Consider the following 24,222-nt stretch of genomic DNA (forward strand, 5'->3'; position numbering starts at 1 on the left):
CGCCACTACCCTACATCAAGTTCGTACCTATCCCGCCGGGGCAGCCCTGGCGGGATAGCGCTGCCCGTCCGATAACAACGCAAAATACGGAGAGCAACATGCGTAACGACGAAACACAACCCTCCCAGTTGCGGCGCGGCCTGAATGCGCGGCACATTCGTTTTATGGCGCTCGGCTCAGCCATTGGTACCGGGCTGTTTTACGGTTCGGCCGGCGCCATCCAGCTGGCCGGGCCGGCAGTGCTGCTGGCCTACCTGGTCGGCGGCGCGGCGGTGTTCATGGTGATGCGTGCGCTGGGAGAGATGGCAGTACACCAACCGGTTTCCGGTTCGTTCGGTCACTATGCCAGCCACTACCTCGGCCCGCTGGCCGGTTTCCTCACCGGCTGGACCTACACCTTTGAAATGGTGATCGTCGCACTGGCGGACGTCACCGCCTTCGGCATATACATGGGGCTATGGTTCCCGGACGTCGCCCAGTGGGTGTGGGTGCTGAGCATCATCTTCTTCATCGGTGCGCTCAACCTGTGCAACGTCAAGGTGTTTGGCGAAATGGAATTCTGGCTGTCGCTGATCAAGGTGGCGGCTATCGTGGCGATGATCGTCGGCGGTGCGGCGGTCATGCTGTTTGGCTTCGGCCAGACCCAGACCGCCACCGGCTTTGACAACCTGTGGCAACACGGCGGTTTTATGCCGAACGGCATCGGCGGCGTGGTGGCCTCGTTGGCGGTGGTGATGTTCGCCTTTGGCGGTATCGAGATCATTGGTATCACCGCCAGTGAAGCAAAAGACCCGGCCAAGATGCTGCCACGGGCGATCAATGCAGTACCGCTGCGCATCCTGCTGTTTTACGTGCTGACGCTGCTGGTGCTGATGGCGATTTACCCGTGGAACAGCATCGGCCAGAACGGCAGCCCGTTTGTCGAGATCTTCAGCAGCCTGGGCATCAGTTCCGCCGCCCATCTGCTTAACCTGGTCGTGATCACCGCCGCCATTTCCGCCATCAACAGCGATATTTTCGGCGCCGGCCGCATGATGTACGGCATGGCGCAGGAAGGTCAGGCGCCGAAGTGCTTTACCCGGCTGACCGGCAATGGCGTGCCGTGGATGACGGTGCTGGTGATGTCGCTGGCGCTGCTGCTGGGGGTGGTGCTCAACTACCTGATACCGAAACAGGTCTTTATGATCATTGCCTCTATCGCCACCTTCGCCACCGTCTGGGTGTGGCTGATGATCCTGCTGTCGCAAATCGCCATGCGCCGTACGCTGAGCAAGGCGGAGATTGCCAACCTGAGCTTCCCGGTGCCGTGGTGGCCACTGGCCCCCTTGCTGGCGACGGCGTTCATGTTCTTTGTGATCGGTCTGCTCGGTTACTTCGAGGAAAGCCGGATCGCACTGTATGTCGGACTGGTCTGGGTGGCATTACTCACCCTGGCTTACTGGATGTGGGTGCGCAAAAAAGGCGGGGGATCACCTGTCGCCACCTCACCCCAGGGTCTGTAGTGACGGGGCCCGCCGTTCCCGGGCCCTTACATTCTCCCAAACACATAATGGGGAAAGATAACCATGCAAACCACAACGTCAGTTGTTTTTAAAACACTATGGGTACCGCTTATTGCTCTCGGCTTAACCTTTGGCAGCAGCGCTGCCAAGGCTGCCGGCTGGTGCGAGTCCGGCAAGCCGGTCAAGTTTGCCGGGCTGAACTGGGAGAGCGGCATGTTGCTGACCGACATCATGCAATACGTGCTGCAAAAGGGTTATGACTGCAAAACCGATGCGCTACCGGGTAACTCTATCACCATGGAGCAGGCGGTCGGCACCAACGACATCCAGGTGTTTGCCGAAGAGTGGATTGGCCGTAGCGAAGTGTGGAACAAGGCCGAAAAAACCGGCAAGGCGGTCAGCGTCGGCGCGCCGATCGTCGGTGCGGCGGAAGGTTGGTATGTGCCACGCTATGTGATCGAAGGCGACGCCAAACGTAACATCAAACCATTGGCACCCGATCTGAAAAGCATTCCGGATCTGGCGAAGTACGCGCAGGTTTTCAAGGATCAGGAAGAGCCGGACAAAGGCCGCTTCTATAACTGCCCGGCTGGCTGGACCTGCGAGCTGGATAACACCGCCATTCTGAAAAAATTCAAACTGGACGACAAGCTTACCAATTTCCGCCCGGGCACCGGGCCGGCGCTGGATACCGCCATTCTGTCCAGCTACCGCCGCGGCGAACCGATCCTGTTCTACTACTGGTCGCCTACGCCGCTGATGGGTCAGCTCGATCTGGTCAAGCTGGAGGAACCCGGCGTGGATAAAAACATTCAGATCAAAGTCGGTCTTTCCAGCGTCTTCAATCAGCAGGCGCCAGAACTGGTGGCGGTGCTGGGCAAGGTCAATCTGCCACTCGATCTGCTGAACCAGAACCTGGCGCGGATGAGCAAAGAGCGCATCCGTTCCGACAAGCTGGCGCTGGAGTTCTTCCGCCAGCATCCGGAAATCTGGCAAAGCTGGGTGAGCGAAGAGGCAGCGAAGAAAATCCAGGCGTCCCTGTAAGGCGACTGACGTTAGATAACCACCGGGGCCGGCTGAACCCCGGCCCAGACAGGGGCTACATGTATGTTTCCAGAACGCTTTACCTTCTCGATTGCCGATTGGATTAATGGCTGGGTCGATATCCTGGTCAACAACTACGGCGATATGTTCCGCAATATTTCCGACAGCCTGCTGTGGGCAGTGATCCAACTTGAAGGCCTGCTGCGCGCGACGCCGTGGTGGCTGATGCTGGCCATCGTCGGCTTGCTGGCCTGGCATGCAACCCGCCGCTGGCTGCCAACGGCGGTGATGGTCGGGCTGCTGCTGCTGGTTGGCGCCGCCGGCATGTGGGACAAACTGATGCAAACGTTGGCGCTGGTGCTGGTCGCTACGCTGCTGGCGGTGATCGTTGGCATCCCGCAGGGTATTTTGGCAGCGCGTAGCGATCGCGTGCGGGCGGTAATGATGCCACTGATGGACGTAATGCAAACCATGCCAAGCTTTGTCTACCTGATCCCGGTGCTGATGCTGTTCGGCCTGGGCAAGGTGCCGGCGATCCTGGCCACGGTGATTTACGCTACGCCGCCGCTGATCCGCCTGACCGATCTGGGTATTCGTCAGGTCGATAAGGAAGTGATGGAATCGGTCACCGCATTTGGCGCCAACCGCTGGCAAAAACTGTTCGGCGTCCAGTTGCCGCTGGCACTGCCGAGCATTATGGCCGGTATCAACCAGACCACCATGATGTCGCTGTCAATGGTGGTGGTAGCGTCGATGATCGGCGCACGCGGGCTGGGCGAGGACGTGCTGGTGGGCATCCAGACGCTGAACGTCGGGCTGGGGCTGGAGGCCGGATTGGCCATTGTCATTCTCGCCGTGGTCATTGACCGCATCACTCAGGCATATGGCCGCTCTGCGGTTGTCGCGAGGGAATCCTGATGAATAAAATCGAAATCAAAAACGTTTACAAGATCTTCGGCCAACGCACCGCCGAGGCGCTGGCGCTAAGCCGGCAAGGAAAAACCAAGCCGGAGGTGCAGGCTGCCACCGACTGCGTGATCGGCGTACACGATCTGTCGATGAGCATCGCTGCCGGTGAGATCTTTGTCATCATGGGGCTGTCCGGATCGGGGAAATCCACCCTGGTGCGCCACTTCAACCGCCTGATCGAACCGACCAGCGGCGAGATCCTGGTGGACGGCGAAGATATCCTGCGCTACGACGAAAAACGGCTCGAGCATTTTCGCCGGCACAAAATCAGTATGGTGTTCCAGAGCTTCGGTCTGCTGCCGCATAAAACGGTGCTGGAGAACGTCGGTTACGGCCTGAAGGTGCGCGGTGAAACCAGAGAAGTTTTTCAGGCGCGGGCGCAACACTGGATCGACACCGTTGGCCTGAAAGGTTATGAGAAATCCTATCCGCATCAACTTTCCGGCGGTATGCGTCAACGCGTCGGACTGGCGCGCGCCCTGGCCACCGACACCGATATCATCCTGCTGGATGAAGCCTTCAGCGCCCTCGACCCGCTGATCCGCGCCGAGATGCAGGATCAACTGCTGGCACTGCAAAAAGAGCTGCATAAGACGCTGGTGTTTATCACCCACGATCTGGATGAAGCGGTGCGCATCGGTAACCGTATTGCCATCTTGAAGGACGGCAAACTGATTCAGGTCGGTACCCCGCAGGAAATCCTGAATAATCCGGCAGATGAATACGTGAACCGTTTTGTACAGCGCAGATTGGCGTTGGATGAAAACATGCAAAAACCGCGTCCAATGATGATGGCCAGCGCCTGAGGAGAACCATGATGCATTCCGTTTCCGGCGTGGAGATTGATTGCCAGCCGCTGCGCTGGCAGGACGTGGTGGCGGTAGCGCGCGACGGCGCGCCGCTCAGCCTGTCCCCTGCCGCCTGGGCGCGTATCGACAATGCGCACGGCATCGTCAGGCAGATTGTCGACGGAAAGCAGCGCGCTTACGGCGTCAATACCGGGCTCGGCGCGCTGTGCAATCAGGCGCTGCATGGTGAACAGCTGGCGCAGCTGTCGCGCAATACCCTGCTGAGCCATGCCTGCGGCGTCGGGGCGCCGCTCAGCGATAGCCAGACGCGGGCGATCATCTGCTGTGCCGTGATCAACTACAGCCACGGCAAGTCCGGTATCCAGCGTCCGCTGGTGGAAGCGCTGCTGGCGCTGCTAAACCGCGGCATTACGCCGCAGGTACCCGCGCAGGGGTCGGTCGGCTATCTGACGCATATGGCGCACGTTGGCGTGTCGCTGCTTGGCCTTGGCCAGGTCAGCTATCGCGGCCAGATTGTCGCCGCCAGCCAGGCACTGGCCGAGGAACAGATTGCGCTACCGGCGCTCGGCGCCAAGGACGGCCTGTGCCTGGTGAACGGAACTCCGTGCATGACCGGCCTGGCCTGTCTGGCACTGGCGGACGCCTGGAGTTTGCTGCGTTGGGCCGATGTACTGGGTGCGATGAGTTTTGAAGCGTTGCGCGGTCAACAGGCGGCCTTCGACCAGGAAATCCTGGCCTTGAAGCCGCATCCCGGCATGCAGCAGGTGGGGCATAATTTGCGCACCTTGCTGAGCGGCAGCGAAGTGATTGCCGCCGCAGAAGGCATCCGCACCCAGGATGCATTGAGCATTCGTTCCATACCACAGGTACATGGCGCCTGCCGCGATCAGTGGGCGCATGCCGCGCGGCAGATCGAAAACGAGCTGAACGGCGCCAGCGATAACCCACTGCTACTGGGTACACCGCAACGCTATCGCGTGGTATCACAGGCCAATCCTCACGGCGAATCGGTCGCGATGGCCGCCGATCTGCTGGCGATCGCCATGGCCGAACTGGGGGGTATCGCCGAGCGCCGCATCGATCGCCTGATTAACCCGCTGGTCAGCGGCCTGCCGGCGTTTCTGGTCAGTGAACCGGGGGTCAACTCCGGCATGATGATCGCCCAATACGTCGCCGCCGCGCTATGTGCGGAAAACCGCCAGTTGGCGCAGCCGTGCGTGGTGGACAACTACGTTACTTCGGCATTGCAGGAAGATCACCTCAGCCTCGGTACCGGAGCGGCGCTGCGCTTGCATAAGGCGGTGGCCAACTGCCGACAGATTCTGGCGATTGAATACCTGCTGGCCGCCCAGGCGTTTGAGTTCCTGACGCCAGCGCGTTTCGGCGTCGGCACCGGGCGAGCCTGGCAACGGCTGCGGCAGAGCGTCGCGCCGTATCACCAGGATCGCTGGCTGGCGCCGGACATTGCCGCCAGCGCCGCCTTGATTGCCGATGATGGTGTTCTGGCCGAAATCGCCCCAGCCCTCGGCTAACCACCACACAGGGCGCGAGGCGATCGACAGGCGTAAAAAAACCCGCCGCAGCGGGTTTTTGATTCATCACCTGGCAAAGCGTGATTACTGACCTTTCACTTCTTTCAGGCCATTGAACGGCGCGCGGTCGCCCAGCGCTTCTTCGATGCGAATCAGCTGGTTGTATTTGGCAACGCGGTCAGAGCGGCTCATGGAACCGGTCTTGATTTGGCCAGCCGCAGTACCTACCGCCAGATCGGCGATGGTTGCGTCTTCGGTTTCACCTGAACGGTGAGAGATCACCGCGGTGTAGCCAGCATCTTTAGCCATCTTGATTGCAGCCAGGGTTTCGGTCAGAGAACCGATCTGGTTGAATTTGATCAGGATGGAGTTGGCGATGCCTTTCTCGATGCCTTCTTTCAGGATCTTGGTATTGGTTACGAACAGATCGTCGCCAACCAGCTGGATTTTGTCGCCCAGCACTTTGGTCTGGTAAGCAAAACCGTCCCAGTCAGATTCGTCCAGACCGTCTTCGATAGACACGATCGGATACTGCTTGGTCAGCTCTTCCAGGAAGTGGGTGAACTCTTCAGAAGTGAAGGCTTTGTTGCCTTCGCCAGCCAGCACATATTTGCCGTCTTTGTAGAATTCGGATGCCGCACAGTCCATCGCCAGCGTCACGTCTTTGCCCAACTCGTAACCGGCCGCTTTCACCGCTTCGGCGATAACCGCCAGCGCTTCGGCGTTGGAACCCAGGTTAGGCGCGTAGCCGCCTTCGTCACCAACGGCAGTGTTCAGGCCTTTGGCCTTCAGCACTTTTGCCAGGTGGTGGAACACTTCGGAACCGATACGCACCGCGTCTTTCAGCGTCTTGGCGCCAACCGGCTGAATCATGAATTCCTGAATGTCGACGTTGTTGTCGGCGTGCTCGCCGCCGTTGATGATGTTCATCATCGGCAGAGGCATGGAGAATTTGCCTGGGGTACCGTTCAGTTCAGCGATGTGCTCATACAGCGGCATGCCTTTGGAAGCCGCTGCCGCCTTGGCCGCAGCCAGGGAAACCGCCAGAATGGCGTTGGCGCCGAACTGGGATTTGTTCTCGGTGCCGTCCAGTTCGATCATGATCTTGTCAATGTTCGCCTGATCTTTAGCATCTTTGCCCAGCACGGCCTGAGCGATTGGCCCATTTACTGCTGCAACGGCTTTCAGTACGCCTTTACCCAGGAAACGAGACTTGTCACCGTCACGCAGTTCCAGTGCTTCACGGGAACCGGTAGAAGCACCTGACGGCGCAGCAGCCAGACCAACGAAACCGCCTTCCAGATGCACTTCGGCTTCAACGGTTGGGTTGCCGCGTGAATCGATGATTTCACGGCCGATGACTTTAACGATTTTGGACATATAGGTTTTCCTCAGTCACAAGTTGAATATACCCTTGGTCTTTCAAGCCGCATCGTTGTTGGCTGCGGCTGCTCACCCCAGTCACCTGGTGATCCAGGCTGCCGAGGATGCGCATCCTTGCCGCCTGAATGCAGCTCGAAATCCGTTGGGTAACAAATCCCAGACAAACAACGCGCGGTTTATGCCGCGCGTTGCCTACCAAAACTCTTATTTCACTTGACGCTTCTGGTGCTCACCCGCCGCCTTGACAAAACCAGCGAATAACGGATGCCCATCACGCGGCGTCGAAGTAAACTCCGGGTGGAACTGACAAGCAACAAACCACGGGTGGTTCGGCAGCTCGATAATCTCAACCAGCTTGTTGTCTGCGGAGCGGCCCGCCACACGCAATCCGGCAGCTTCGATCTGCTTCAACAGCATGTTGTTGACTTCATAACGGTGACGGTGCCGCTCAACGATGGTAGCTTCGCCGTACATCTGGCGCACCAGACTGTTGTCGGTCAGGTGGCATTGCTGGCCACCGACGCGCATCGTGCCGCCCAGATCGCTTTCTTCGGTACGCACTTCAACGTTGCCGTCTTCGTCGCGCCATTCGGTGATCAGCGCCACCACAGGGTATTTACAGTCTGGCACAAACTCGGTCGAATTGGCGTGTTCCATACCCGCAACGTTACGGGCGAACTCCATCAGCGCAACCTGCATACCCAGGCAGATACCCAGATACGGAATATTGTTTTCACGCGCGTACTGCGCGGTCATCACCTTACCTTCAACGCCACGGTAACCGAAGCCGCCAGGGATCAGGATCGCATCCAGACCTTTCAGCACGTCGACGCCGCGGGTTTCAACGTCTTGCGAATCGATCAGCTTGATGTTGACCGTCAGACGGTTCTTCAGGCCGCCGTGCTTCAACGCCTCGATCACCGACTTGTAGGCATCCGGCAGTTCAACGTACTTGCCGACCATGCCGATGGTCACTTCACCGCCTGGATTCGCTTCTTCGTAAATCACCTGTTCCCATTCGGCCAGGTTGGCTTCCGGCACGTTCAGGCTGAATCGTTTACAAATATAATCATCAAGCCCTTGAGATTTCAATAGGCCTGGAATTTTATAAATAGAATCAACATCTTTCAGCGAGATAACCGCTTTTTCCGGCACGTTGCAGAAAAGTGCAATTTTCGCGCGTTCGTTAGCAGGAACCACGCGATCGGAACGGCAAATCAGCACATCCGGCTGGATACCGATGGAAAGCAGCTCTTTTACGGAATGCTGGGTAGGCTTGGTTTTCACTTCGCCGGCAGCGGCCATGTACGGCACCAGCGTCAGGTGCATGTACAGCGTGTGCTCGCGGCCCACTTCCACCGCCATCTGGCGAATGGCCTCGAGGAACGGCAGCGATTCGATGTCGCCGACGGTACCGCCGATTTCCACCAGCACCACATCGTGGCCTTCGCCGCCTTCGATGATGCGTTCCTTGATAGCGTTGGTAATGTGCGGGATAACCTGTACGGTCGCGCCCAGGTAATCGCCACGGCGCTCTTTACGCAGTACGTCGGAATAGATACGGCCAGTGGTGAAGTTGTTGCGGCGCGTCATTTTGGTGCGGATGAAGCGCTCGTAGTGACCCAAGTCCAGATCGGTTTCAGCGCCGTCTTCGGTGACGAAAACTTCCCCATGCTGGATCGGGCTCATGGTGCCCGGATCCACGTTGATGTACGGGTCCAGTTTCATGATGGTAACGTTGAGGCCACGGGCTTCGAGAATAGCCGCCAGAGAGGCTGCGGCAATGCCTTTACCCAGAGAGGATACGACCCCGCCGGTCACAAAAATATAATTAGTTGTCATGCTGAACCTGAGAGTTTAGGTTTAAAGACGATGGAAGAACCAAGACGGGAAAGTAGTATACCCGAACCTCTCTGGACCTACAAACGATCGTTTTACTCGCCATCATCTCTGTCGTCACCGTATGTTCCTCGAGGTTTAGCCTGTCAGCGCCGTTGACTCACTCTTTTCAAAACAATGAGTTAGTGGGAAAAATTTTTATTTAAAGCCATTCTGCCGCGCTAAAACGTCTTACATTTCAGTTTGTTGGCCTTTTCCCCTCGCCCCCGATGCACGGCTGCGAAACCATTTTCAGCTTAACCGTTTCAGCTTGGGCGAACCTTGTCGTCGATCAAACAAGCGGCAGGATTACCCTACCGCTGATGAGACAACGAAAAAACCGTTTAGTTTTCCGCTTTCTTCACCTGTTGCCAGGCCTGCTCCATCTGTTCCAGCGTGGCCTGCGACGTCGTCAGACCCTGCTGCGCGATCAGGGTTTCCACCTGCCGGAAGCGCCGCTCAAACTTGCGGTTGGCGGACTGGAGTGCGGTTTCCGCCTTATGGCCCAGATGGCGCGACAGATTCACCGTGGCAAACAGCAGGTCGCCGATTTCCTCTTCCAGTTTCTGTTGATCGACCACCGCCTGCTGCGCTTCGTGCATCACTTCGTCGATTTCTTCGTACACTTTGTCGAGCACCGGGCCGAGGGTATGCCAGTCAAATCCCACCGAGGCGCAGCGCTTTTGAATTTTGTGCGCCTTCATCAGCGCCGGCAGCGCCGCGGGAATGTCATCCAGCACCGAATGCAACGCCTTCTCCGCGCGCTCCCCGGCCTTTAGCTGCTCCCAGCGGGCAGCCACTGTGCCGGCATCGCCAGCCACGGCTTCACCAAAGATATGCGGATGGCGGCGTTCCAGCTTATCGCTGATGGCGTTACACAGGTCGTTGAAGTCGAACAGCCCCTGCTCTTGCCCCATCTGGGCATAGAACACCACCTGGAACAACAGATCCCCCAGTTCGTCGCGCAGATCGGCATAGTCGCGGCGCTCGATGGCGTCCAGCACTTCGTAGGTTTCTTCCAGCGTGTAGGGTGCAATGCTGGCAAAGGTCTGTTGGCGATCCCACGGGCAGCCGTTGTCAGGATCGCGCAGCGTTTTCATGATGGTTAGCAGACGCTGCAAGGCAATAGGTTGGGTCATGTAAAAGTCTCTGACAAAAGAAAGGGCCGGTTACGGCCCATAGCGGTTGATGCCCGGGGCTCTCCCCCCGCCAGCAACCAGGCGGCGCGAAACACGCCGGGATTCAGCTACCGTGCAGCCGCTTGGCATCGATCACGTCCGGCAACTGGTTCAGCTTGGCCAACACCCGCCCCAGCACCTGCTGGTTGTAGATTTCGATATCCATATCGATGGTTGCCACCTGCTTTTTGGTATCGCTCCTGCTGGCCACGCCCAGCACGTTGACCTTTTCATTGGCCAGGATGGTGGTGATGTCGCGCAGCAGGCCGCTGCGATCGTTGGCCGTTACGCGCACCACCAGCGAATAGCCGCTGGAGTAGCTTTCGCCCCACACCGCGTCGACGATGCGTTCAGGGGCATGGGATTGCAGCTCGGCCAGTTGATCGCAATCGGCACGGTGGATCGAGATACCGCGCCCCTGGGTGATAAAACCAATGATGTCATCGCCCGGGATCGGTTGGCAGCAGCGCGCAATGTGGTGCATCAGATTACCAACGCCTTCCACTACCACCCGGCCGTCATCCTTGCGGCGCGTAGTCGGCGGTGCCTTGTGCTGTACCAGCTGGCGCAAGGCTTCGCGGTCCTGCTCCTCGGCGCTCGGTTTGTTGAACTTGCCTTGCAGGAAGTTGACCATCTGGTTGAGGCGAATATCGCCGCCGCCGATCGCCGCCAGCACTTCATCCAGCGAGTTCATGTTGTAACGCGGGATCAGCAGCTTTTCCGCGTCCTTCAGGCTGATGCCAAGATGCTCCAGCTCGTTGTCGAGCATTTGCCGTCCGGCCAGTATATTCTTGTCACGATCCTGCTTGCGGAACCAGTTGTGTATCTTTGAACGGCCGCGGCTGGTGGTCACGTAGCCCAGGTTCGGGTTCAGCCAGTCACGGCTGGGGTTCGGCTGCTTCTGAGTGATGATTTCGATCTGATCGCCCATCTGCAACTGATAGGTAAATGGCACGATGCGCCCGCCAATCTTGGCGCCGATACAACGGTGACCGACATCGCTGTGAATATGGTAGGCAAAATCCAGCGGCGTAGAGCCGGCCGGCAGATCCACCACGTCGCCCTTTGGCGTAAACACATATACCCGGTCGTCGAATACCTGGCTGCGCACTTCGTCGAGCATTTCGCCAGAGTCGGCCATTTCTTCCTGCCAGGCAATCAGCTTGCGCAGCCAGGCAATACGTTCTTCATAACCGGAGCGCACCGTAGCGATGGCGCCCTCTTTGTATTTCCAGTGTGCCGCCACGCCCAGCTCGGCGTCTTCATGCATCTGCCGGGTACGGATCTGAATTTCGACCGTTTTGCCGCGCGGCCCGAGCACCACGGTATGGATTGACTGATAGCCGTTCGGTTTCGGGTTGGCGACATAGTCGTCGAACTCGTCAGGCAGGTGGCGGAAATGGGTGTGCACGATGCCCAGCGCCGCGTAGCAGTCCTGCAAACGTTCGGCCACGATACGCACCGCGCGCACGTCGAACAGCTCATCGAACGCCAGCGCCTTCTTCTGCATTTTGCGCCAGATGCTGTAGATGTGTTTTGGCCGGCCATAAATATCGACCTTGATGCCTTCGTCGGCCATCGCCTTGCGCAGCGAGGAGACGAAGTCGTCGATAAACTGCTCGCGATCGATGCGCCGTTCATGCAACAGCTTGGCAATGCGCTTGTACTCTTCCGGGTGCAGATAGCGGAAGCAGAAATCCTCCAGCTCCCACTTCAGCTGGCCGATACCCAGCCGGTTCGCCAGCGGCGCATAGATGTTGGAACACTCTTTTGCCGCCAGTACGCGTTCGTCTTCCGGCGCGTCCTTGACCTCCCGCAGATGGGCAATACGCTCCGCCAGCTTGATCACCACGCAGCGGAAATCTTCCACCATCGCCAACAACATGCGGCGCACGTTATCGACCTGCTCGGAGCCCATCGAATCGTTGTGCGTCGCCTTCAACTGGCGAATGGCGTCCATGTCGCGCACGCCGTGCACCAGGGCGACGATGCCCTTGCCAAAGGTCTCGCTCAGGGTATCTTCCGCCACTACGTTGGCATCCACCAGCGGGAACAGCAGCGCGGCGCGCATACTGTCGTTGTCCATGCTGAGCGTCGACAGGATTTCCACCATTTCCAGACCGCGCCATAACAGGATCGGCGCATCGGGATGATGCTGAGTTTGCTGCTCACAGTAGCGCCAGGTTGCGGCTAAACGCTCACATGACTGCGGGTTAGGTAGCCCAAGGCTTTCGATCCACGCATCGAGCGCGAATTCGCCCGCCGTGTTCAGATGTGCACTTCTTACCGCAACCATACCTTCTCCCTACTTTGCAGCGGCCCCTGACGCCGTGTCGTTTATGAACAGCGCCATTGATTCAAGATGCCCCGTGTGCGGGAACATATCCAACATTCGCACACGCGCAAGACGATAACCGGCGGCCAGCAACACCTTGCTGTCGCGTGCCAGCGTGCTGGGGTTACAGGAAACGTAAACCACTCGCTCTGGCGCCAGTTTTACAATATGTGACATCACGCCAGCCGCACCCGCACGGGCAGGATCCAGCATCACTTTATCAAATCCCTGTGCTGCCCAAGGCTGCCGCTCAACGTCATCTTCCAGATTCTCATGGAAGAAAGACGCATTATTCAGCAAATTCCGATGTGCATTATATTGCCCATTCGCTACCAGCGTGGCAACACCTTCGATGCCTACTACCGCTTTGGCGCGCCGGGCCAGCGGCAAGGTAAAGTTGCCCATGCCGCAGAACAGATCCAATACACGATCATTGGGCTGTAGCTCGAGCCATTCAAGGGCCTGAGCCACCATTTGCTGGTTTACCGCGTCATTTACCTGAATAAAGTCACGCGGACTGAAGTCTAAGCGTAGTCCGTCAACCTGATAATACGGCGTTTCACCGCACAGTTTTTCCAGCCGTTCGCTGTTGGCAGCCAGATAAATCGCTAGCGTATGCTGCTCGGCAAACGCCAGCAGCGCCTGGCGATCGGCCGGTTTCAGCGCATCAAGATGGCGCAGCACCAGAAGCGGACCGTTGTCCGCCAGCACCAGCTCGGCATGGCCCAGGCGATTGGCGGCCTGCAGGCCGCTCAGGCAGGCGTGCAGCGGTGACAACAGACGCTCCAGCGCCGGTGCCAGCACCGGACAGTGGCTAATGGGCACCAGATCGTTGGAAGCCGCCTGGCGGAACCCCATCGTCAACGTCTGCCGCCGGGGTTGCCAGGACAGCCCCAGGCGCGCACGGCGCCGATAGCCATACTGCGGCCCGGCAATCACCGGTTCCTGCGGCACTCTGACGCCGGTTTCCCGTTCGATCATCCGCCCGAGCGCCACCGCCTTGCTCTGCTGCTGCAACGTCGCATCGGCATGCTGCTGCTGGCAACCGCCGCACACGCCAAAATGCGGGCATTGCGGCTCAACCCGCTGCGGGCTGCGCGTCAGCAGGCGTTTCAGCTTGCCTTTGGCGAACTGACGCTTGTCTTCCGTCAGTTGGATTTCCGCCTGTTCGCCCGGCAGTACCCCGGCGACAAATACCGCCTTGCCGTTGTGACGCGCCACGCCCTGGCCAAAGGGATCGAGATCGTCCACGGTAACGGTCAATATTTGTGGACTCTGCCGGGTCGTCACGCGGCGTTTGGGAGAGTAGAATTGCGCCATAAAATTGTCGATTGCTGGTTCATTAAGCTAGGATGAGCGCAATTCTCCCACATTGGATTCCCATGACCAAATACAGTCTGCGCGCACGCATGATGGTACTGATTCTGGCCCCGACGTTATTGATCGGCCTGCTGCTCAGCACCTTCTTTGTGGTGCACCGTTACAATGAGCTGCAAGAACAACTGGTTGATGCCGGCGCCAGCATCATTGAGCCGCTGGCAGTGGCCAGCGAATACGGCATGACATTCCGCAGCCGCGAATCGGTACGCCAGTTGGTCAGCCTGCTGCATCGCCGCCATTCGGACATTGTGCGCTCCATCACGGTGTTTGACGCGCAGAACAACCTGTTTGTTACCTCCAATTATCACCATAATTTTGGCCAGTTGCAGTTGCCGAAGGGTGTGCCAATGCCCACCGAACTGATGCTGACGCGACGTGGTGATTCGCTGATCCTGCGTACCCCGATCCTGTCGGAAAGCCAATACCCCGACGAAACCGCCAGCGCCGACGTGCAACCGAATAATAATCTTGGCTACGTGGCGATTGAACTGGATCTGCAATCGGTACGCCTGCAACAGTATAAAGAAGTGTTTGTTTCCACCCTGCTGTTGCTGCTGTGCATGTGCATTGCCATTCTGTTCGCCTACCGCCTGATGCGCGACGTCACCGGCCCGATCCGCAACATGGTCAACACCGTCGACCGCATCCGCCGTGGCCAGCTCGACAGTCGGGTCGAAGGCTTTATGCTCGGCGAACTGCATATGCTGAAAAACGGCATCAACTCAATGGCGATGTCGTTGACCGCCTATCACGAAGAGATGCAGCAGAACATCGATCAGGCCACCTCCGATCTGCGCGAAACGCTGGAGCAAATGGAGATCCAGAACGTCGAACTGGATCTGGCGAAGAAACGGGCGCAAGAAGCGGCGCGCATCAAGTCCGAGTTTCTGGCCAACATGTCGCACGAGCTGCGTACCCCGCTCAACGGGGTGATCGGCTTTACCCGCCAGACGCTGAAAACCGATCTGAGTGCCACGCAAACCGACTATCTGCAAACCATTGAGCGCTCGGCCAATAATCTGCTGACTATCATTAACGATGTGCTGGACTTCTCCAAACTGGAAGCAGGCAAACTGGTGCTGGAGCATATTCCGTTCGCGCTGCGCGAAACGCTGGACGAGGTGATCGTGCTGCTGGCGCCCAGCGCACATGAAAAAGGGCTGGAGCTGACGCTGGATGTGCATAACGACGTCCCTGAGCAGGTGATCGGTGATTCGCTGCGCTTGCAGCAGGTGATCACCAACCTGTTGGGCAACGCGGTAAAATTTACCGAAACCGGCAACATTGATATTCGCGTCGAGCTGCGCAACCACTTTGAACGCCAGGTTGAACTGGAGGTGCAGATCCACGATACCGGCATCGGCATCTCCGAGCGCCAGCAATCGCAACTGTTCCAGGCCTTCCGCCAGGCCGACGCCAGCATCTCCCGCCGTCATGGCGGCACCGGTCTGGGGCTGGTGATCACCCAGAAACTGGTAAAGGAAATGGGCGGCGATATCTGCTTCCACAGCCAGTTGAACCGCGGTTCGACCTTCTGGTTCCATATTACCCTCGACCTGAACGAAGGCATGCTGACGCTGCCGTCGCGCCTACCTGAACTACAGGGGAAAACGCTGGCCTATATTGAAGCCAACCCAACGGCGGCGCAGGCGACGCTGAATATGCTCAGCGTGACGCAACTGATCGTCACCCATTCGCCGACCTTCGCCCAATTGGCCAAAAACGACTACGATTTTCTGCTGGTCGGCATACCGATCCCGTTCCGCGATACCCTTGGCCAGCACAAGGAAAAATTGCAAGAAGCGCTGCTGTTTGCCAAACGTGTGATCCTGGCGTTGCCCTGTCAGTCACAGATCGATGCCGAACAGCTAAAGCAGCTTGGCGCCGTGGGTTGCCTGACCAAACCGATTACCGCCAATCGCCTGTACCCGCTGCTGCGCATGGAAAGCCAGGCTCGGCAGAATGCATTGCCGGAACGCCGACGTTTGCCGCTGACGGTAATGGCGGTGGACGATAATCCGGCCAATCTGAAGCTTATCGGCACGCTGCTGGACGAGCAGGTAGAACAGACCCTGCTGTGCGAAAGCGGCGAGGAAGCGATCGCACTGGCGCGCGATAACGTGCTCGACATGATCCTGATGGACATTCAAATGCCAAACATCGACGGCATACGCGCTGCCGAACTGATCCGCCAAATGCCACACCACAATTCCACGCCGATCGTGGCGGTCACCGCCCATGCCGTCAGCGGCGAGCGCGAGCACCTGTTGCAGTCCGGCATGGATGACTATCTGGCGAAACCGATCGACGAAGCGATGCTGACACGCGTGCTGTCGCGTTATCACAGCGACGGCGACGCACTGCCAGCGACAATGCCGTACGCCGGCGATGCGCAGCGCTCACTCGATTGGCCACTGGCGCTGCGCCAGGCGGCCAATAAAGAGGATTTGGCGCGCGATCTGTTGCAAATGCTGCTCGACTTCCTGCCGCAGGTCAAAAAGCAGGTGCAGGCCCTGCTGGACGGCACGCTGGAGGTGGAGATTATCGACATCATTCACAAACTGCACGGCAGTTGCAGCTACAGCGGCGTTCCGCGCCTGAAGCAGCTGTGTTTTTATCTTGAACAACAGCTGCGTCTGGGCGTCAGCAGCAGCGATCTGGAGCCGGAATGGCTGGAACTGCTGGATGAGATCGAACTGGTCAGCCAGGCGGCTCGCCAACATTTGCGCTAGGCATGCGGGCCAGGCGCTCCCCCGTCAGAAGCTGGCCAATCCCAGGCCAATGCGCCGCGTTGCCGAGCGGCCTTGGTACCCGCACTCAGGGGGATTGCCGTGTTTGGCCATTGCATCCTATGGCTGAGCGGCCCCTGCACATACTGCCAGGGGCCAGAAACTACACCTGCTGCGCCAGTCGCAGCGTCGCCGCAATATTGCGCGCCGCCATGCGTACGTTGTCGGCCGCGCCGTTGAGCGCTTCCTCCAGGGTACAAACGCTATACAGCACGCTAAATACCGCATCCAGACCGTGTTGGTGCACCACACCGACGTCGCTGCTCAGGCTACCGGCAATGCCGATCACCGGCTTGTTATGACGCTTGGCCACCCGCGCGACGCCAATCGGCACTTTGCCGTTGATGCTCTGGCTATCGATACGCCCCTCGCCGGTGATTACCAAGGTGGCATCGCGCACCAGGGCATCAAGCCCCAGGGCTTCGGTAACGATTTCGATGCCCTGCCGTAACTCGGCCTGACAGAACGCCAGCAACCCGGCCCCCATGCCACCCGCCGCTCCGGCGCCGGGCACCCGTTCGACGTCGATACCCAGCGTGCGCTCAATCACCTGCGCATAGTGCTGCAAGGCACGGTCCAGTTCGGCCACCATCTGCGGCGTTGCCCCCTTCTGCGGGCCAAAAATGGCGGAGGCACCATCGGCGCCGGTCAACGGATTGCTGACGTCGCAGGCGACTTCGAATTTGCACTGACCGATGCGCGCATCCAGCCCGCTGAGGTCAATATCGGCCAGCGTCGCCAACGCCGCGCCGCCAAAAGCGATATCGTTGCCCTGCTCATCCACCAAGCGTGCGCCCAATGCCTGCACCATGCCGGCACCACCGTCATTGGTGGCGCTGCCGCCAATGCCGATAATGCAGTGCTTTACCCCATGATCGAGCGCACAGCGAATCAGTTCGCCGGTGCCGTATGAGGTGGTGTGCAGCGGATTGCGCCGGTCGGCCGGCAGCCGCTCCAACCCGCTGGCGGCGGCCATTTCAATAAATGCGCTTTGTTCATCACCGGACAGGCCAAAAAATGCCCGCGTTTTCTCTCCCAATGGCCCGGTTACCTCTACTTCGATTGTCTTGCCACCGGTTGCGGCCACCATCGCCTCAACCGTGCCCTCGCCACCGTCGGCCAGCGGTAATTTAACGTATTCCGCATCGGGGAAAATCTCCCGGAACCCGGCTTCAATACCGGTAGCCACCGCCAGGGCAGATAAACTTTCTTTGTATGAATCCGGCGCAATCACTATTTTCATAAGCAGCCTGCGTTACCTCTGACGAGTGACTTCAACCTGGGCCAATTTTTCGTAATAGCAGGCCAACGCACTGTGATCGGCATTGCCCAGATCGTCAACGCGCAACGCCTGCATCATTTCCATCACCGCGGCGGTGAGGGGCAGCTGGGCGCCAATGCCATGCGAAGTATCCAGCGCGTTGGCCAGATCCTTGATATGCAGGTCGATACGGAACCCCGGCTTGAAGTTGCGATCCATCACCATTGGCGCCTTGGCGTCCAGTACCGTACTGCCCGCCAGCCCGCCGCGGATTGCCTGATACACCAGATCCGGGTTGACGCCGGCCTTGGTGGCCAATACCAACGCCTCGGACATTGCGGCAATATTCAGCGCTACAATCACCTGATTGGCCAGTTTGGTGACGTTGCCGGCGCCGATTTCCCCGGTGTGCACCACCGAACCTGCCATCGCTTTCATCACTTCGTAGCAACGATCAAATACCTCTTTGTCGCCACCCACCATCACCGACAGACTGCCGTCAATCGCCTTCGGCTCGCCACCGCTGACCGGCGCATCCAGCATCGCAATCTGCTTTTCCGCCAGCCTGGCGCTGATTTCACGGCTGGCCAACGGCGCGATCGAACTCATGTCGATCAGTACGCTGCCCGCTCTGGCGCCGTCGATAACGCCGTGTTCACCCAACACAACCTGCCGTACCTGCGGGGAATTGGGCAGCATGGTGATCACGATATCGCTCTGCGCCGCCACCGCCTGCGGCGTCTCGGCCGACTCGGCGCCCAACGCCACCAGTTCGGCCGTGGTATCGGCGTGATAATTGAGCACCACCAGCGAATACCCGGCTTTCAGCAGGTTTTTGCTCATCGGCTTGCCCATGATCCCCAGACCAATAAATCCAACTTTCATCATATTCCCCTTATTTCTCGCTAGGTTTAAAACGGTCGCATAGCGCCTGGGTGGCATTGCGGAACACCCCCAGATCGCTGCCGACGGCGACGAACTGCGCGCCCCATTGCAGGTAGCGACGCGCATCGGCCTCCGCCGGTGCCAAGATGCCGCTCGGTTTACCGGCGGTTTTGGCTCGGTCGAAAATATGGCGGATCACCGCCTGTACTTCCGGATGATTCGGCTGGCCGAGATACCCCAGCGCCGCCGACAGATCGCCTGGCCCGACAAAAATGCCGTCCACGCCGTCCACTGCGGCGATCGCATCGAGATTATCGACCCCGGCCTGGGTTTCGATCTGCACCAGCACGCTGACGTTGTCGTTGATGGTGGCAAAATAATCCGCTACCGTGCCGTAGCCGTTGCTGCGGTGTGAAACCGACACGCCGCGAATGCCGGCCGGCGGGTAGCGCGTCGAGGCCACCGCCTGCAGCGCCTGTTGTTCGCTTTCGACAAACGGGATCAGAAAGTTGTGAAAGCCGATATCCAGCAAGCGTTTGATGATCACCGGCTCGTTGCACGGCGGGCGCACTACGGCAGCACTGTCACTGTCTTTCAATGCCATTAGCTGTGGTACGAAGGTGGTGATGTCGTTGGGTGCGTGTTCGCCATCCAGCACCAGCCAGTCAAAACCGGCCAGCCCAAGTACTTCTGTAGAAATTGGATTGCCCAGCGCCGACCAGCAGCCGATAAGGGTTTCCCCCTGCTGCAATGACTGGCGGAAGCGGTTGTGGCAACTTTTCATGGCGTTTCCTTGTATGTTGCGGTGGAGAAGAGGTGCATCGGGTATCAACGCACCAGGCATGGGCGTTTCGGGTCAAAGGTCCAGTCGGGGATCAGGTACTGCATGCCCATGGCATCATCGCGCGCACCGAGGCCGTGGGCTTTGTACAGCTCATGGGCCTGCATCAATCGATCGCGATCGAGTTCGATCCCCAGCCCCGGTTTTTGCGGCACCGCCACGCGGCCGCCGGTAATGCTCAGCGGTTCACGCGTCAGACGCTGGTTGCCCTCCTGCCATATCCAGTGCGTGTCGATGGCGGTGATATTGCCCGGTGCCGCAGCGGCAACGTGCGTAAACATCGCCAGCGAAATATCAAAATGATTATTGGAGTGCGAACCCCAGGTGAGGCCAAATTCGTGGCACATCTGCGCCACCCGCACCGAACCGCTCATGGTCCAGAAATGCGGATCCGCCAGCGGGATATCTACCGACTGCAATTGCAGCGTGTGGCCCATCTGTCGCCAGTCGGTGGCAATCATGTTGGTGGCGGTCGGCAGGCCGGTGGCACGGCGGAATTCCGCCAGCACCTCGCGGCCGGAAAAACCCTGCTCCGCGCCGCACGGATCTTCCGCGTAGGCCAGCACGTGCCGCAGCTGTTTGCCAAGGCCAATCGCCTCTTCCAGCGACCAGGCGCCGTTGGGATCGAGGGTAATGCGCGCCTGCGGGAAACGCGCCGCCAGCGCCGTGACCGCTTCGGCTTCCTCGCTACCGGCCAGCACGCCCCCCTTCAGTTTAAAATCGTTAAAACCATATTTTTCATAGGCGGCCTCCGCCAGCCGCACCACCGCCTGCGGCGTCAGCGCGGGTTCGTGGCGTAACCGATACCAGTCGCAGGCATCATCGGGCTGACTCTGGTACGGCAACGGCGTTTTACGGCGATCGCCGACATAGAACAGATAGCCAAGCATTTCGACCGAATCGCGCTGCTGCCCATCTCCCAGCAGGGCGGCTACCGGCACCTGCAGGAATTGTCCAAGCAGATCGAGCATCGCAGCCTCGATGCCGGTCACCACGTGAATGGTGGTACGCAGATCGAAGGTTTGCTGGCCACGCCCCGAGGCATCACGATCGGCAAAGCGCTGGCGCACCGCTGTCATCACATTTTTGTATTCGCCGAGCGTCTTGCCGATCACCAACGGCTGCGCGTCCTCCAGCGTCTGACGGATTTTTTCACCGCCGGGGATCTCCCCCACGCCGGTGTTGCCGGCGTTATCCTGCAAGATAACGATATTGCGCGTGAAGAACGGCGCATGCGCGCCGCTCAGGTTGAGCAACATGCTGTCGTGGCCGGCAACCGGCACCACCTGCATGGCGGTAATTTTTGGAGCAGCCTGAGTCGTTGTCATGTTTCTGTCCTTTTCGTTGTGTTCAGCGGCCAAACGCCGGGCGCTTGCGATCGAACTGCCAGCCGGGAATCAGATATTGCATTGCCAGTGCATCATTGCGGGCGCCGCTCGGCAGCGCCTGGTGCAGCCGGTGCGCCTGTTCCAGCGCCGCCCAGTCAAGCTCGACGCCCAGCCCCGGACGGTCCGGCAGAGCAATTTTGCCGTCGACAATCTGCAACGGGTTGTTGGTCAGGTGTTGACCTTCCTGCCAGATCCAGTGGGTATCAATGGCGGTGGGATTGCCCGGCGCCGCCGCGCCGACGTGGGTAAACATTGCCAGTGAAATGTCGAAATGATTATTGGAGTGGCAACCCCAGGTCAGCCCCCACTGGTCACACAGCTGCGCCACGCGCACCGCGCCGTGCATGGTCCAGAAGTGCGGATCCGCCAGCGGGATGTCCACCGCCTGCATCATCACCGCGTGGTTCAGCTCACGCCAGTTGGTGGCGATCATATTGGTGGCCACCGGTAAACCGGTGGCGCGGCGAAACTCGGCCATCACTTCACGACCGGAATAGCCCTGCTGCGCCCCGCACGGATCTTCGGCATAGGCCAGAATGCCCTGCATGCCTTTGCACAGCTCGATGGCCTCGTCCAACAGCCATGCACCATTCGGATCGACGGTAATGCGCGCTTCGGGAAAGCGTTTTGCCAGTTGGCAAACTGCGTCAATCTCCTGTTCGCCCGGTAGAACCCCACCCTTCAGCTTGAAATCCCTGAAACCGTAACGATCTTGCGCCGCTGCCGCCTGCTCGACGATCGCCGCACTGTCCATCGCCGGCTGGTGGCGCAGTTGGTACCACGGGTGCCGCCCGCTTTCACCGGCCTGATACGGCAAATCGGTCTGTTGCCGGTCACCGATGTAAAACAGATAGCCGAGCACCGTAACCTCATCACGCTGTTTACCGGGGCCAAGCAGTTCTGCCACCGGCACGCCGAGAAACTGCCCCAGCAGATCGAGCAGCGCCGCTTCAAGCGCCGCCACCGCGTTGACCCGCAGTTCAAAGGTCCAGGCACCGTTGCCGAAGGAGGCGAAATCCGATGACTGGTTGCCGCTGTGAATGGCGTGCACCAGTTTGTTCATGCAGGCGATTTGCTGGCCTTCCACCGGCGGGATCGCCGCCAGCAAGGTCTGGTAGATCACCTCACCGCCCGGCGCTTCGCCAACGCCGGTATGCCCGGCGCTGTCGGTCAGTACCACAATGTTGCGGGTGAAGTAGGCGCCGTGCGCACCGCCAATGTTCAGCAGCATGCTGTCATGGCCGGCGACCGGAATAACGCGCATGGTGGTAATCACCGGCGTCGCTTGTGTATGGCTCATGCTGCACTCCTTGCCATTGGCTTCAGTTCGATGCGCTTGATTTCACCAACGATGAACAGGTAACTGGCTACCGCCAGCAGCGCATGGATGCCGACGTAAATCAGCGCGCCGTTGAAGGAGCCGGTGGTACCGATGATGTAGCCGATGGCAATCGGCGTGACGATGCCGGAAACGTTGCCGAACATATTGAACAGGCCGCCGCTCAGCCCGCTGATCTCTTTTGGCGCGGTATCCGCCATCACCGCCCAGCCCAGCGCGCCAACCCCCTTGCCGAAGAACGCCATCGCCATGATGCCGACCACCATCCATTCGGTATCGACGTAGTTACAGAACACCATCGACATGGATAACAGCATGCCGAACACGATGGGGACCTTGCGCGAGAAGGTCAGCGAATTGGTACGCCGCATCAGGTAATCGGAAATCACCCCGCCGAGCACCCCGCCGACAAAGCCGCAGATCGCCGGAACCGAGGCCACGAAGCCGGCCTTGAGGATCGACATGCCGCGCGCCTGCACCAGATACACCGGGAACCAGGTAATAAAGAAATAGGTCAGCGCATTAATGCAGTATTGGCCGATATAGACGCCAATCATCATGCGCGATTGCAGCAGTTGCTTGATCTGGAACCACTTTTCACCTTTGATTTTCTGCGTTTTTTCCTGCTTCTGATCCATGTTGATCAGCGCGCCACCGGCCTCGATATAGTCCAGTTCAGCCTGGTTGATGCCGGGATGATCCTTGGGATTGTGCAACACCTTCAGCCAGACAAAGCTCAAAATGATGCCCAACCCGCCCATAAAGAAGAACACGTGCGACCAGCCGACTGCATGCGTCAACCATCCCATGATTGGTGCAAAAATCACCGTGGCAAAATACTGCGCCGAGTTGAAGATTGACACCGCAGTGCCGCGCTCATGCGCCGGGAACCAGGCCGCAACAATACGGCTATTGCCAGGGAAGGAAGGCGCTTCAGCCAGCCCGACCAGAAAACGCAGGGCAAACAGGGAAACGACGATGCCAAAGCCGCTGAAGATATCCACGAAGCCTTGCAGCAAGGTGAACAGCGACCAGATGAAAATACTCCAGAAATAGACGCGCTTGGAGCCAAAGCGATCGAGCAGCCAGCCGCCGGGGATCTGGCCGATAACGTACGCCCAGGAAAAGGCGGAAAAAATGTAGCCCATTCCGACCGGATCGAGGCCGATATCTTTCGCCATCGATGAACCGGCAATCGACAGCGTTGCGCGGTCGCCGTAGTTGAATGAGGTGACGATAAATAACATCACCACAATCCAGTAACGCGTGTTGGTTCTTTTTATTGCACTGGTCGCGGAACTGATAGTAGACATGGTGTTCTCCTGAATCTAGCCGTTGCTATATTCATCCTGAACTACATAAATTTCTCAGAACGAAATTGATTGAATTGAATGTCAGCCGTTGTTGAGCAGTGCGATTAATCCGGCAGCGGCAATACCAAACTCAATAAATTTCTCTACGGCAAAAAGTATATGTGCCTGTCCAGACAGACTCATCGGGCAATATCCCAAGGATCGGCGCGATATTGCCGCTTGTTTATGGCATTTGCCCTATGGTGCGCTGTACAGCTCACGAAACCCGGCAGCGCCGTGAGCCAGCTCACAACCTATTGGACCAATGCCAAACAATTGATTCTCCTATCAGCGTAATACCGGTCATTTGCATAGTGCCGCTCCCAGGCCCCCCACATATACTTATCCCTGAGCAGC

At 58.8% G+C, this 24,222-nt stretch carries 17 protein-coding genes; 6 read left to right on the forward strand and 11 right to left on the reverse strand.

The features are described from left to right. The first annotated feature begins 98 nt into the window (after nt 1–98). From NYE85_RS00355 to hutH, 5 genes are all read left to right on the forward strand, one after another. Nucleotides 99–1,502 (forward strand): amino acid permease, encoded by a 1,404-nt coding sequence (locus NYE85_RS00355; RefSeq protein ID WP_259002330.1) that lies wholly within the window; start codon nt 99–101, stop codon nt 1,500–1,502. A 63-nt stretch (nt 1,503–1,565) separates the two neighbouring features. Beyond that, nucleotides 1,566–2,546 (forward strand): ABC transporter substrate-binding protein, encoded by a 981-nt coding sequence (locus tag NYE85_RS00360; protein ID WP_259002331.1) that lies wholly within the window; start codon nt 1,566–1,568, stop codon nt 2,544–2,546. 63 nt (nt 2,547–2,609) lie between these two features. After that, on the forward strand, nt 2,610–3,464 hold the full coding sequence (locus tag NYE85_RS00365; protein ID WP_259002332.1) for a proline/glycine betaine ABC transporter permease: 855 nt from the start codon (nt 2,610–2,612) through the stop codon (nt 3,462–3,464). Continuing rightward, a complete protein-coding gene (locus NYE85_RS00370; protein ID WP_259002333.1) occupies nt 3,464–4,321 on the forward strand; it encodes a glycine betaine/L-proline ABC transporter ATP-binding protein in 858 nt (285 codons plus the stop codon). Before NYE85_RS00365 ends, NYE85_RS00370 begins: the two co-directional genes overlap by 1 nt. Before the next feature lie 8 nt (nt 4,322–4,329). Continuing rightward, nucleotides 4,330–5,856: a histidine ammonia-lyase gene (gene hutH, locus NYE85_RS00375; protein ID WP_259002334.1), complete on the forward strand. Its 1,527-nt coding sequence runs from the start codon at nt 4,330–4,332 to the stop codon at nt 5,854–5,856. Between the two features lie 84 nt (nt 5,857–5,940). Here hutH and eno read toward each other — a convergent pair whose 3' ends face one another. The 5 genes from eno to rlmD form a co-directional block, all read right to left on the reverse strand. Then, complete coding sequence (eno, locus tag NYE85_RS00380; RefSeq protein WP_004955312.1) at nt 5,941–7,236, reverse strand: phosphopyruvate hydratase; 1,296 nt, start codon at nt 7,234–7,236, stop codon at nt 5,941–5,943. A gap of 207 nt (nt 7,237–7,443) precedes the next feature. Then, the gene (pyrG, locus tag NYE85_RS00385) at nt 7,444–9,081 is read right to left on the reverse strand and encodes a glutamine hydrolyzing CTP synthase (RefSeq protein ID WP_198773292.1); all 1,638 of its coding nucleotides are present in this window, start codon (nt 9,079–9,081) and stop codon (nt 7,444–7,446) included. A 380-nt stretch (nt 9,082–9,461) separates the two neighbouring features. Beyond that, nucleotides 9,462–10,256 (reverse strand): nucleoside triphosphate pyrophosphohydrolase, encoded by a 795-nt coding sequence (mazG, locus tag NYE85_RS00390; RefSeq protein WP_259002335.1) that lies wholly within the window; start codon nt 10,254–10,256, stop codon nt 9,462–9,464. Between the two features lie 103 nt (nt 10,257–10,359). Beyond that, nucleotides 10,360–12,591 (reverse strand): GTP diphosphokinase, encoded by a 2,232-nt coding sequence (gene relA, locus NYE85_RS00395; protein WP_259002336.1) that lies wholly within the window; start codon nt 12,589–12,591, stop codon nt 10,360–10,362. 9 nt (nt 12,592–12,600) lie between these two features. Further along, on the reverse strand, nt 12,601–13,950 hold the full coding sequence (rlmD, locus tag NYE85_RS00400) for a 23S rRNA (uracil(1939)-C(5))-methyltransferase RlmD (RefSeq protein ID WP_259002337.1): 1,350 nt from the start codon (nt 13,948–13,950) through the stop codon (nt 12,601–12,603). A gap of 62 nt (nt 13,951–14,012) precedes the next feature. Here rlmD and barA point away from each other — a divergent pair, with 62 nt between their 5' ends. Further along, entirely contained in the window at nt 14,013–16,742 is a 2,730-nt protein-coding gene (gene barA, locus NYE85_RS00405) for a two-component sensor histidine kinase BarA (protein WP_259002338.1), read from the forward strand. A gap of 160 nt (nt 16,743–16,902) precedes the next feature. Here the strand turns inward: barA and NYE85_RS00410 are convergent, their stop codons facing one another. From NYE85_RS00410 to NYE85_RS00435, 6 genes are read right to left on the reverse strand one after another with little or no spacing between them, the layout of a single operon-like run. Then, nucleotides 16,903–18,042, reverse strand: a complete 1,140-nt coding sequence (locus tag NYE85_RS00410) for a glycerate kinase (protein WP_259002339.1) — start codon at nt 18,040–18,042, stop codon at nt 16,903–16,905. Between the two features lie 12 nt (nt 18,043–18,054). Beyond that, nucleotides 18,055–18,945 carry a 2-hydroxy-3-oxopropionate reductase gene (gene garR / locus NYE85_RS00415; RefSeq protein WP_259002340.1) on the reverse strand — a complete coding sequence of 297 codons (891 nt, stop codon included), beginning with the start codon at nt 18,943–18,945 and terminating at the stop codon, nt 18,055–18,057. 10 nt (nt 18,946–18,955) lie between these two features. Continuing rightward, complete coding sequence (gene garL, locus NYE85_RS00420; RefSeq protein ID WP_259002341.1) at nt 18,956–19,729, reverse strand: 2-dehydro-3-deoxyglucarate aldolase; 774 nt, start codon at nt 19,727–19,729, stop codon at nt 18,956–18,958. Between the two features lie 44 nt (nt 19,730–19,773). Continuing rightward, nucleotides 19,774–21,114: a glucarate dehydratase gene (gene gudD, locus NYE85_RS00425; protein WP_259002342.1), complete on the reverse strand. Its 1,341-nt coding sequence runs from the start codon at nt 21,112–21,114 to the stop codon at nt 19,774–19,776. Between the two features lie 22 nt (nt 21,115–21,136). After that, entirely contained in the window at nt 21,137–22,474 is a 1,338-nt protein-coding gene (locus NYE85_RS00430) for a glucarate dehydratase family protein (protein WP_259002343.1), read from the reverse strand. Continuing rightward, nucleotides 22,471–23,826, reverse strand: coding sequence for an MFS transporter (locus NYE85_RS00435; protein ID WP_259002344.1), 1,356 nt, complete (start codon nt 23,824–23,826; stop codon nt 22,471–22,473). Before NYE85_RS00435 ends, NYE85_RS00430 begins: the two co-directional genes overlap by 4 nt. Nucleotides 23,827–24,222 lie beyond the last annotated feature (396 nt).

Origin of the sequence: Serratia sp. AKBS12 (assembly GCF_024793895.1) — a bacterium.
Classification (GTDB): Bacteria; Pseudomonadota; Gammaproteobacteria; order Enterobacterales; family Enterobacteriaceae; genus Serratia_F.